At 37.2% G+C, this 11,487-nt stretch carries 10 protein-coding genes; 2 read left to right on the forward strand and 8 right to left on the reverse strand.

Translation table 11 applies throughout. The features are described 5' to 3' along the window. Position 1: 1 nt before the first annotated feature. The 3 genes from cyoA to ppsA all read right to left on the reverse strand — a co-directional run bounded on the left by cyoA (position 2) and on the right by ppsA (position 4,894). Complete coding sequence (gene cyoA, locus WFN33_RS18370; protein WP_336954469.1) at positions 2-1,066, reverse strand: ubiquinol oxidase subunit II; 1,065 nt, start codon at positions 1,064-1,066, stop codon at positions 2-4. 295 nt (positions 1,067-1,361) lie between these two features. Beyond that, complete coding sequence (locus WFN33_RS18375) at positions 1,362-2,141, reverse strand: RDD family protein (protein WP_336954470.1); 780 nt, start codon at positions 2,139-2,141, stop codon at positions 1,362-1,364. Positions 2,142-2,515: 374 nt separating this feature from the next. After that, a complete protein-coding gene (gene ppsA / locus WFN33_RS18380) occupies positions 2,516-4,894 on the reverse strand; it encodes a phosphoenolpyruvate synthase (protein WP_056512635.1) in 2,379 nt (792 codons plus the stop codon). 154 nt (positions 4,895-5,048) lie between these two features. Between ppsA and ppsR the strand changes: the two genes are divergently transcribed. Both ppsR and WFN33_RS18390 read left to right on the forward strand, forming a co-directional pair. Next, on the forward strand, positions 5,049-5,885 hold the full coding sequence (ppsR, locus tag WFN33_RS18385; protein ID WP_004719361.1) for a posphoenolpyruvate synthetase regulatory kinase/phosphorylase PpsR: 837 nt from the start codon (positions 5,049-5,051) through the stop codon (positions 5,883-5,885). A 144-nt stretch (positions 5,886-6,029) separates the two neighbouring features. Next, the gene (locus WFN33_RS18390) at positions 6,030-6,749 is read left to right on the forward strand and encodes a hypothetical protein (protein ID WP_336954472.1); all 720 of its coding nucleotides are present in this window, start codon (positions 6,030-6,032) and stop codon (positions 6,747-6,749) included. A 61-nt stretch (positions 6,750-6,810) separates the two neighbouring features. On the opposite strand, the gene WFN33_RS18395 is transcribed toward WFN33_RS18390, so the two are convergent. The 5 genes from WFN33_RS18395 to WFN33_RS18415 all read right to left on the reverse strand — a co-directional run bounded on the left by WFN33_RS18395 (position 6,811) and on the right by WFN33_RS18415 (position 10,969). Further along, entirely contained in the window at positions 6,811-7,368 is a 558-nt protein-coding gene (locus tag WFN33_RS18395; protein ID WP_336954474.1) for a flavoprotein, read from the reverse strand. Positions 7,369-7,385: 17 nt separating this feature from the next. After that, a complete protein-coding gene (locus WFN33_RS18400; protein WP_336954475.1) occupies positions 7,386-8,315 on the reverse strand; it encodes a ferritin-like domain-containing protein in 930 nt (309 codons plus the stop codon). Between the two features lie 213 nt (positions 8,316-8,528). Continuing rightward, positions 8,529-9,011 carry an inner membrane protein YiaA gene (gene yiaA, locus WFN33_RS18405; protein ID WP_336954477.1) on the reverse strand — a complete coding sequence of 161 codons (483 nt, stop codon included), beginning with the start codon at positions 9,009-9,011 and terminating at the stop codon, positions 8,529-8,531. 237 nt (positions 9,012-9,248) lie between these two features. Next, the gene (locus WFN33_RS18410; RefSeq protein WP_336954478.1) at positions 9,249-10,262 is read right to left on the reverse strand and encodes an LLM class flavin-dependent oxidoreductase; all 1,014 of its coding nucleotides are present in this window, start codon (positions 10,260-10,262) and stop codon (positions 9,249-9,251) included. A gap of 167 nt (positions 10,263-10,429) precedes the next feature. Further along, positions 10,430-10,969, reverse strand: coding sequence for a glycine zipper domain-containing protein (locus WFN33_RS18415; protein ID WP_056512651.1), 540 nt, complete (start codon positions 10,967-10,969; stop codon positions 10,430-10,432). Between the last annotated feature and the right edge of the window lie 518 nt (positions 10,970-11,487).

Consider the following 11,487-nt stretch of genomic DNA (forward strand, 5'->3'; position numbering starts at 1 on the left):
CTTATTCCCCTACAGAAGCAGTTGCATGTTCAGCACCTGCATGTTCAGCGCCTGCATGGTCTGCACCATGGTAGTTGCTCATGTAAGTGTTGATGATGCTTTTGAACAAGTCAGGCGTAACTGAAGAATAATAAGTCACAGGATGAGGCTTAGTAGGGAATGGACCTTTACGTTCAGCTTCGTGTGCAGCTTTAATTTCTTCAGGAGTATGCGCATTGTTCAGCATTGCTTCAATTTGGTGTTTAGAACGATCACCATCTTTGAGCGTAGCAAATTCTGTCGCATCAAGCGTGGTTTTTTGGATCGCTTCAGGATTAATTGAAGTACCTTTACCTGCTTTAATAGCGTCTACCCAAGTGTTGAAGTCAGCATCTGAAACAGCATGAGCTCTAAAACGCATTTGCGTAAAGCCGTAACCGCTATAGTTCGCTGAGAATCCACGGTAGCCGTCTGCTGGACTTGGGTGTTCTGCAAGCATATGTAACTTAGTTTGCATACCCGCCATAGCATAAACCTGACCTGCTAACTTAGGAATGAAGAAAGAGTTCATTGTAAAGTTAGAAGTGATTTGAAATTCAATTGGTTTATTGACTGGGAAACGAACTTCGTTAATTGTAGCTATTTGTTGTTCAGGATAGATAAACACCCATTTAAACTGTTCAGCGACTGCTTGAATTTTTAAATGTTCTTCCATCTGACCTTGAGTATTTGTTAACGGTCTATAAGGGTCATATTTGTGTGAACCCCACCATGTTAAATACGCAAGAATAGCAATAATAATACATGGGATACCCCATACTACAATTTCAATCGCAGTAGAGTGTGCCCATGTAGGTTTATAGTCTGCATCTTTATTTGACGCGCGATATTTCCAACCAAACCACAATGCCATTAAGATCGAAGGAATTACGACCAATAACATTAAGTAAATCGCAGTCATCATCAGGCTACTTTGACCTTCAGCGACTGGACCTTTAGAGTTTAGAAGTACTATATCACCACCACACCCAGTTAAGAGTGCGGTGATCGCAGATAAAGACAATACAGCTAAAGTCGTTTGTCTCATTTTACAACCTCGGTGAAGAGTCCCATTCCCTATATAAATATGGGATAGCGATTAAAGTGCCGCATGATTGAAAATGACTATTATTTCTAAATAGAAAACATTCTCAATGATCTGACACCGCTACGTTGTAGGGCATTATGCCTCATATCGGCAAACTTAGCTATACATAGAGAATGAATATATTGATGTAAAAATACCTGAGACTTTTAGTCGGAATTATAAAGAAAACAAAAACATAAATTATTAATTTCTGAATGTTTAGCTTTAAAAAATGGCGGTATAACCGCCATTTGAATTATTCTGAAAGATCAATAACTTTGGTTTTAGAAATACGATCATGCAATGCATAATTCTCTTTAGAGAAAAACATAAACAAATCAACAATGAAAATGATGGCGATAAGCGGCAATATACTCATAATTTGTGACAGAATGAGAAATAAGAATGAACGAACAAAAAAGCCTCTTAAAGAACCTGGTAATTGATTGGTATTTACATCAACAATCTGTAGTTTGAATATTTTTTTGCCAATAGATTGCCCAAATTTAGTAATCATAAAACATTGAGTGATCAAGAGAATGAGTACAAATACCATCAAACCAATATTGAGATAAGCTGGCATACTTTGGCTAATCATTTCTGCAATTTTAACTTGGTTTTCTACTGAGAAACCGTCTGAAGCAACTTTGACCGCATCTTCTGGCATGAAGTAAGCGATAGCCATAATTTGCGGTAAAAATAATAGGGCAAAATCTACAAGTTTAGCTGAAATTCGTTTGCCTACTGGGGCTGCTTTAGTGATTCTTTTTGTACTTTTTTCAATTTTAATATTTTTGATTGCAGGGTTTTGTTGAGGATCAATTTGTTCACTAGTAGATAATGTCGGAGAGACATAACCAATAGGTTCATAAACGAGTTTACCTTGTGTAAGTTCACCAAGCGCTTTCCATTCTGTTAATCCTTGATGCCAAGCTAAATCCGTTAGAAGCACTTGCTGGCTTGCAAGCATTTGATTCAGTTGTTCAATTGAATACGGACCTGCTTGTTGGTTATTTCTCGCCAAGTAAATTTGCATAAAACTCAATTCTCAAAATAAATCTAAAAGTACATAATTGGTAGATGAAAATGAACACAATCGCAACTTTGTTCACCTACTTTTTTAAACCACTATGTATACTAGATTTTTGAATGTATTAACATTAAATTTACACGAAATCTTAAAATATCAAGAAAATTTAACTTATCTAGTAGAAGAGGGTTGATTGTAAAACTGGGTCTAACATTTAACCTAAGTGAAGAAAACTTTAACTTACGATCATGTATCGAGTGATTGATATCTGTGCTGAAAGTAAGAAAATTTGAACTAGATCTTTGATATAGCTTAATTCAAAATTTTAAAAAATGTACATAAAAAAGACCCTGCTTGAGGGTCTTTTTTAACTGATTAGATTAAGACTGTTTAATCTTTTCTTCAGCAAGGAAGAACCAAGTATCTAAAACTGAGTCTGGGTTTAATGAAACAGATTCAATTCCTTGTTCCATTAACCATTTTGCAAGATCAGGGTGATCAGAAGGACCTTGACCACAGATACCTACATATTTACCGGCTTTACGGCAAGCATGAATTGCCATAGAAAGTAATGCTTTAACTGCTGGATCACGTTCATCAAATAAGTGAGAAACAATACCAGAGTCACGGTCTAAACCAAGTGTTAACTGGGTTAAGTCATTTGAACCAATAGAGAATCCATCGAAGTGTTCAAGGAACTGTTCAGCAAGTAATGCGTTTGTTGGTAATTCACACATCATGATTACTTTAAGACCATTCTCACCACGTCTAAGACCATTCTGAGCCAATAATTCAATAACACGTTTCGCTTCAGATACTGTACGTACAAAAGGAATCATGATTTGAATGTTGGTTAAACCCATTTCATCACGTGCTTTTTTCAATGCACGACATTCGAGTTCGAAGCAGTCACGGAAGTTATCAGATACATAACGACTTGCACCACGGAAACCAAGCATTGGGTTTTCTTCTTCAGGTTCGTAAAGCTTACCGCCAATCAAGTTTGCGTATTCATTTGACTTAAAGTCAGACATACGAACAATTACAGGTTTGTCAGCAAATGCGGCTGCAAGTGTAGAAATACCTTCAACCAATTTTTCAACGTAGAATTCAATCGGTGATGCATAACCTGCTGTACGTGCTAGAACTGCTGCACGTGTTTCGCGTGGTAGGCTGTCAATGTTTAACAAAGCTTTTGGATGTACACCAATCATACGGTTGATGATGAATTCTAAACGTGCAAGACCAATCCCTTCGTTTGGAATTTGAGCAAAGTCAAATGCACGGTCAGGGTTACCGACGTTCATCATAATTTTGAACGGTAGTTTAGGCATAGATTCGATAGAATTACGTTGAATTTCGAAATCCAATGCACCTTCATAAATAAAGCCTGTGTCACCTTCGGCACAAGAAACAGTGACTTCCTGACCATCTACAAGCACTTCTGTTGCATTACCACAACCTACGATAGCAGGAACACCAAGTTCACGTGCAATAATTGCAGCATGACAAGTACGACCACCACGGTTAGTTACAATTGCAGCAGCACGTTTCATCACTGGTTCCCAATCTGGGTCAGTCATGTCTGATACAAGAACATCACCTTCTTGTACTTTATCCATTTCTTTAATCGAAGTAACGATACGAACTTTACCAGAACCAATACGTTGACCAATTGAACGACCCTCACAAAGAACCGTACCTTTCTGTTTAAGGAGGTAACGTTCCATTGTGCCGACATTCTCACGGCTTTTTACCGTTTCAGGGCGTGCTTGAACGATATAGATTTGATCATCATCACCGTCTTTTGCCCATTCGATATCCATAGGTGCTTGATAATGTTCTTCAATGATCAATGCTTGTTTAGCAAGTTCTTGAAGCTCTAAATCATTTAAAGCAAATTGTTGACGATCTGCTTTTTCAACATCTACAACGACAACAGATTTACCTGCAGCACCTTCTTCACCATAAATCATTTTTTGGTGTTTTGAACCAAGATTACGGCGAATGACGGCATGTTTGCCATTTCTTAGAAGTGGCTTAGAAACATAGAATTCGTCAGGGTTTACTGCACCTTGTACAACCATTTCTCCCAAACCGTAAGAAGCAGTAATAAATACTGCTTCACGGAAACCAGATTCTGTATCAAGTGTAAACATTACACCTGCAGCGCCTGTTTCAGAGCGAACCATACGCTGAATACCAGCAGAAAGCGCAACAATATCATGTGCAAAATTTTGGTGTACACGGTAAGCAATGGCACGGTCATTATAAAGTGAAGCAAAAACTTCTTTAATTGCGATGAGAACGTTGTCGATTCCACGAATGTTTAAGAACGTTTCTTGTTGACCCGCAAATGAAGCATCTGGTAAGTCTTCAGCAGTTGCAGAAGAACGTACCGCAACAGCAATGTCAGGATTACCATTAGAAAGGGCAGCAAATGCTTCGCGAACTTCAGTCTCTAGACCTGTAGTAAGTGGAGTTTCTACAATCCATTGACGGATTTTTGCACCAGTTTCTGCAAGTGCGATTACATCATCTACATTTAATGCTGCAAGTTCTGCATTGATTTTAGCATTTAGGCCACTTTGCTCTAGGAATTCGCGATATGCATCAGCAGTCGTTGCAAATCCACCTGGAACAGATACGCCAGCATTTGCTAAATGACTGATCATTTCCCCAAGTGAAGAGTTTTTACCACCCACGATCTCAACGTCGTGTTTACCTAGTTTTTCCAGACCGATTACGCGTGCTTCCAAAGTTGTTACTCCACTTATGCAGTATTAATCACTATCTTGGCATGAAATTATAACAAAAAACTTAGCATTTTGATTCAACTAAGTGATAGTCATGTAAGATGGGCTTACTATAAAGATTATACATCGCTAAGACAAATGTTTGAGGAGATTTTTAATGTCAGAAAGTAACCAAATAAAGCGGAGCGTATTTTTTATTTCTGATGGTACAGCGATTACGGCTGAAACCCTTGGGCATTCATTATTAGCGCAATTTCCTCATGTAAAGTTTGATATCCATATTATTCCCTATATTACCTCTGAAGAAGCTGCAATGAATGTGGTCGAAGAAATCAATAAAAGGGCGGATAAAGATGGTCAACAACCCTTGGTATTCGATACTTTGGTTGATCCTTATGTTCGAGATATTATTAACACTGCAAATGCTGTGAATCTTGATGTTTTTGAAGGGCTTATCAGTAAGTTGTCCGACGTTTTAGGTACTCCGCCTACAACTTTAGTCGGACAAACACATGCAGTGACTGATTCTGAGTCGTATAAAGCACGTATTGATGCTGTTCATTTTGCTTTAGATAATGATGATGGCGCACGTACACGCCATTATGATAAAGCTGATTTAATTTTGATCGGTGTATCGCGTTCTGGTAAAACACCCACTTCAATTTATTTATCTTTACAGTTTGGTATTCGGGTTGCAAACTACCCATTGACCGAAGAAGATTTGGACGATAACCGCTTACCTGCAGTATTGAAAGAGCATAAAAATAAACTATTTGGCCTGATGATTGATGCTGAACGTTTAGTCGCAATTCGTTCTGAACGTAAAGCTAATAGTCGCTATGCGAGCTTTTCACAGTGTCAGATGGAGCTACGCGCAGTCGAGGGAATCTATATTTCTGAAGGGATTAAATATTTAAATGTTTCAGAGATGTCGATTGAAGAGATTTCAACACGTGTTTTACAGATGACTGGGCTTAAACGTCGTATTGGATAATCCATTATTATGTTTTTTGATGTGTATTGTAATGTAAGGACAGTAGTGAGCTGAATCAAATTTGGCTCTTTTTCTTTTATGTTTATTATTTTTTATAGTGTGATTTGTTATATGAATAAGATATTAAAAATAAGTTCATTTTTCATGCTTGTAAGTGTACAAAGTATATTTGCACAACAAACCAATGTTGAATCATTGAGCAACTTTGAAAATGGTTTGGTTGAAAAATACTATCAAAAAACTTGTTCAGGGCGTGGTGAATGTGATCAGTACAATGAAAAAATTTCTAGTGAAATTGAAAATAAAATAAAAAATGATTCATCTAGTTTTGCATATTCGTTTGCAAAACTCACTGAGAAAAATATGCTGGATATCCATTACAGTCCTGATCGAAAAATCAAATTTTATACGATGGACGTTTCTGCTGGGGGAACGATGAGAGAACCATATAGTTTAATTCAAGTGAAACAAAGCAATGCTTTTGCTTCCCAAGAGTTATCTCAAGTTGGATTTATCGATAAAATTGTGCAAGTCAAAATTAAAAATCAAGATGTTTATTTGGTCACCAGTCTATTTATTAATAGTACCTGTTCAAGGGGCTATCGGATTCACTCCTTTGTGTTGAATAACGGCAAATTTGTCGCGCAACCCATTTTTGAAACCAAAACTCAAAAACTTGATTCAATTGGTATTGAAAATGATTGTCAGGGATGGGAACATTCTGCTGATGATTTTATCCGTATCTCAAAAGATTTAAAAAATATAGATATATTAGTGGTGAATGCTTCAGGAAAATTGACCAATAACTATTTACGTTACCAAAAGACTCCACAGGGTTATCGTTATAGTGGTGTTGTCAAATAATAGTTAATCTAAAAAATAAAAGAGGCTAAAAAGCCTCTTAAACTCGAATCTTCTAAACCTATTATTCGTAAGTAGTAATAATCACATCCACTAAATGTTCAATTCCTTCCATACTTTGTACGGCATGCTCAGTAATTTTAACGACTGGCCAAGTGATTAATTTACAGTTTTTACGTTGCACCGCTGTATAGTAGCTATCTGATTTTAAAAAGACTTTATTCTTTAGCGCAGAGTTCGGCATCAATTGACGTTTTAACCATTGTTCCTGAACTTGCGATTCTAGATAACGAATCGCCAACATTGATTTAACACGATGATTAAATAATCGACGGTTTTTGATGATCAAAGGGTGTGAGATTAGCTTTTGGACACCTTTTTCAGTTTGCGGTAAGATAAAAGAGGGTATGATTTGAAAAACTTTTACAAATTCAGCACTGTTTAAAACATGGCTAAGATGTGTGACTGTAAGTTGGTTTGCACCGATAATTGCCACGTTTAAACCTGTAAAATCGATGAGTTTAATCTCGGTAGATGCAATAATTTTACCTTTATAATGCTTAAAAAATTCCGGCTGATTTTGAAAAAAACCTTCATTTTGACTCTTTTTCCTGTCGAGCATATTATTTCCTTTTTATATTAATTGGTCGCAGTGGGTTCAGATGTTAATTGATATATCCAACTTGGAACTTTAGGTAAAGACTTTTCAGGAATCTTGTCAGTCACGCTAACCATGGCATCAATCGGAATATGGAACCATTTCTTATTGCGATCTACTACATTTTTGCCATGAAATTGAATGATTTGAAACCACGGGTTACGGCGTCCCTCTACTGTTCTTCCGCCAATTTTCGAAAATTTATTCATTGCTGCATATAATTTTTCTTCGGGAAGCCCGAGCTTAATAACATTGTCACGCATTTTATTGATCAGTGGTAAGTAAGCCAAAATACCGAGCATCAAACGTGGGTCGATTACCCTTACAGCCATTTGGGCAAGCTCAATAACGCTTTTATTGATCCCTTGTGCTTCCATCACACTGAAACCTACCCCTAAATGCCGTGCTTCATCACCATTAATCAGTTCAAAGGCTTGGTGGCAAACTGGATCATCTACAGTATCCAATAAAAAGGTGCATAAAGCGCCATCCAAAGCAACTTCAAGCATGGGAATTACTGCGCCTAAAATATAAAAAGGCATTTCATCGGCATAGGTATCCAGCCATTCAATAATTAAACGTAAATTTTTATTTGGTTTAGGGATATCACCATCTAACATTCCCCAGCGTTTCATAAGCGCCATTTCTGCATTGGCATGGCGTTGTTCTTCAGCATGGAAGATGGCGTACATTTCACGTAAAGTTGCCGTTGGAGCTTTTTTTGACATTGCTGAAAATGCACGAGCACCGACATGTTCAATCCACATCAGATCTGCCATAAAGTCTTTAAGTTTTGGCCATTGTTCGACTGTAACCAGCTCTCGACCTGGTGCATCCCAATCAATATCGGATAAAGTCCATTGTGTATTTTTGACTTTATCTAACATTTTTTCTAAGTCAATTGAAGCCATAGCAAATCTATCAAAAATAAGGATTTCATTGCATTTTATTTAATATCTCTGTGAATCAATTGGCAAAGATATTCATTGTGGAATGATGAAAAATATCAACGCAGTAATGATTTGATTTTGAAAGTGAAAATTTAGCTAAGTGATTGAGATAAAAAGAAAGACTTATCATAAAAGGACAAGCCTTATCATTTGGAGCAATAGATTGTTTAACAATTAAAATTTATCTTCAGGTGTTTCTAGTTCTTTAACCTCAACTTGCTGAACAGGGTGAGGCTGAGGCAGTTCAGGCTGTGAATGAGTTCTGAGATATTCCAAGTCTCGAATATTCTTTTGTACAGCAACAGCACCGAAGAGGCTAAGTAAAAAAGCCATGATATAAAAGCCTTTCTCACTGAGTGTCATCGTCGCATTCCATAAACCCAATGCGAGCAGAACAATACAGATCACCACGGAAGCCCAGCACAGTCCATAATAAATTGCTGTCACTTGCTGACCTTCAAGTTTATCCCGAACAACTTTTTGCAGTGAAACAGCAGAAAATAGACCATAAAGGATCAGGATTAAATAATAGCCTTTTTCATTTAATAGAATTTGTGCATTGAATAAACCGACACAGTAGGCCGCCGCACCAGCAAGCAAAGCCACCCAACTGACTGCAATAAAAGCAGGGGTGGGTTTATTGATATATTGGTTCATTGTTGTTCCTTATTACTATTTTACTGATTTTTATATGTTCTATTATGCTGATTTGAAATGAGATGGCAAATCTTTTCAATTTATGAGAGCTAATTCAAATAAAATTTAAGTGTGGAAAATAGTAAATAGTATTTTAAATCAATTGGATATTTAAGCCATAGGGCAGTTTAATCAAAAAAAACCAAAATGAAATTTGTCATTTCATTTTGGTAAAGAGGAAAACATGATTGATTTGTATTATTTTTTTAAATCCATCAATAAACTAAAGTTGTCTAGGCGCTTCTGTGTATCATAAATATCGCAAGTGAAAATAAATTCATCTACCTGATATTTTTCTAAAAGTTGCTTTAGACCATTTTTCACTGTATCTGGTGAGCCAATTTGCGCCATACCTAAGAAGTTTTGTACGGAAATTTTCTCTGATGCAGACCACCGGCCTTCCATTGTTGCTATAGGCGGTTTCAGTTTTAAACTTTGCCCTGTCAGTAATGCAAGAATACGTTGATACACACTTGTGGCTAGATACTCTGCTTCCTCATCGGTTTGGGCAACGACAGTAGGAACCCCCATAGATACAAACGGTTTATTTAAATAGGCGGATGGTTCAAAATTTTCACGATAGAGCTGAATGGCTTGGCCTAACATTCTCGGTGCAAAATGTGAGGCAAATGAATAAGGAAGTCCTAATTTAGCCGCCAGTTGTGCGCTAAAAAGACTCGATCCTAAAAGCCACACAGGCACATGCGTACCTTGCCCTGGTGTTGCTTTAATTCTTTGCTGAGGCACTGCGTCGGCGAAATAGCTTAAAATTTCTAAAACATCTTGTGGAAATTGCTCTTCTGTTTCTTGACGACCACGTCTTAATGCACGCATGGTGGTTGGATCTGTTCCGGGCGCACGACCTAAGCCGAGTTCAATACGATTTGGATAGAGTGTTGCCAAGGTACCAAACTGTTCAGCAACCACTAAAGGTGCATGGTTGGGTAACATAATCCCTCCCGAGCCCACTTTAATATTTTTTGTATTGGCTAAGATGTAACCCAGCAATACAGCAGTTGCGGAGCTGGCGATACCGTCCATATTATGATGTTCAGCTAACCAAAGGCGATCAAAGCCCAACTGTTCTGCATGCTGGGCAAGTTGTAATGCATGCTTAAGTGAAAACTCAACTGTTTGATCTTCTCGAACAGGTGCGAGTTCTAGGATAGAGAACTTCGTATTCTTTAATGCGGTATCTGTTAAAGACGACATTTTTAAACTCGAAAATAATATATATCGAAATAATACGATATAAGTGTGCAAATGTATATCGAAAATTTTCGATATTTAGTGCTTTTGATGTTGATTTTATTATCCAAAAAAATTAAGCACCCGAAGGTGCTTGATTTAAATAATTGGATATTAATTTTGCAATGAAATTAATTTTTCCAGTTATTCCAACGGTTTTTGTTTTTGTAGTGACCATAATGATTGCCATTGTCTTTGCGATATCCACGGTCATTATAGCGATAATCAACATTACGATAACCGCTACGATCATAACGATCATTGTAACGTCCATAACGGCTGTCATAGCGGTCATCATAACGACGGTCGTCACTGACTTTTTGACCTAATGCCGAACCACCTGCAGCACCAAGACCTGCGCCAATATAGCCACCAGTTGAAGTTCCCGTCACATTACGACCTACGGTATAACCACCAGCACTACCTAAAGCGCCACCGATGATCGCACCATTACGGTCACGTTTATTTGATGAAGCGCCTGCGCCAACACCACCACCGATTGCAGAACCAATCATCGCACCTGTTGAACCACCCATTTGTTGCCCAATTGCAGCACCCACCACACCACCAAGTGCAGATGTTAATGCTGTATTGGTTGAGTTGCCTGCATGTGCAGTCGTCATCATTGTTGCTGCAATTACAGTTGCACCAAGGATTGCTTGTAATTTCATTTTAAACTCCTGATCGAAGCTTCTTCGAATTCTTTAACTTGAGGCTAGAATAACGAAACATTTAGCAATAATTATGGATTTGAATGTAAGCAATTTCTCTGTTTTGTGTGTGGATTGTATATTTGGCTGATTAATTTATTCATGATTAGTTTATGTTGATCTTATGAGGGGAATATTGTTGTCGTAATAATCATGATGATATTTTAATATTAAAATATCTTTTGAGATGCAGCTCTACCAATGTATAGCCATAACATACAGTCAACCTATTAAAAAACTTATATACAAGAATATAATTTCTCTTAATTAGCATTTTTAATTAAATCAATTGTATGGAAAATAAATTGTTTGATGATAAAAAGCTTGCAATGCCACACCTTACATTCAAAGTTTAAATACCTTTACGTAGGCGATGCCTCACTTTTCAGAGATGAAAAGATACCGTCTTAACTGTCAAGCAAATTATTTAAGGATTCATGCCTTATAATTTGCCTGATAAGGTTGTTGGTTTTTAAGAA

The sequence above is a fragment of the Acinetobacter sp. AS167 genome (assembly GCF_037152175.1).
In the GTDB taxonomy this organism is placed as follows: domain Bacteria; phylum Pseudomonadota; class Gammaproteobacteria; order Pseudomonadales; family Moraxellaceae; genus Acinetobacter.

Excerpts from the sequence above, each read along its gene's own strand:
- WFN33_RS18390 (WP_336954472.1), top strand. The coding sequence starts at position 6,030 with ATGCTTGTAAGTGTACAAAGTATATTTGCACAACAAACCAATGTTGAA.
- WFN33_RS18395 (WP_336954474.1), bottom strand. The coding sequence starts at position 7,368 with ATGCTCGACAGGAAAAAGAGTCAAAATGAAGGTTTTTTTCAAAATCAG.
- WFN33_RS18415 (WP_056512651.1), bottom strand. The coding sequence starts at position 10,969 with ATGAAATTACAAGCAATCCTTGGTGCAACTGTAATTGCAGCAACAATG.
- WFN33_RS18410 (WP_336954478.1), bottom strand. The coding sequence starts at position 10,262 with ATGTCGTCTTTAACAGATACCGCATTAAAGAATACGAAGTTCTCTATC.
- cyoA (WP_336954469.1), bottom strand. The coding sequence starts at position 1,066 with ATGAGACAAACGACTTTAGCTGTATTGTCTTTATCTGCGATCACCGCA.
- WFN33_RS18375 (WP_336954470.1), bottom strand. The coding sequence starts at position 2,141 with ATGCAAATTTACTTGGCGAGAAATAACCAACAAGCAGGTCCGTATTCA.
- WFN33_RS18400 (WP_336954475.1), bottom strand. The coding sequence starts at position 8,315 with ATGGCTTCAATTGACTTAGAAAAAATGTTAGATAAAGTCAAAAATACA.
- yiaA (WP_336954477.1), bottom strand. The coding sequence starts at position 9,011 with ATGAACCAATATATCAATAAACCCACCCCTGCTTTTATTGCAGTCAGT.
- ppsR (WP_004719361.1), top strand. The coding sequence starts at position 5,049 with ATGTCAGAAAGTAACCAAATAAAGCGGAGCGTATTTTTTATTTCTGAT.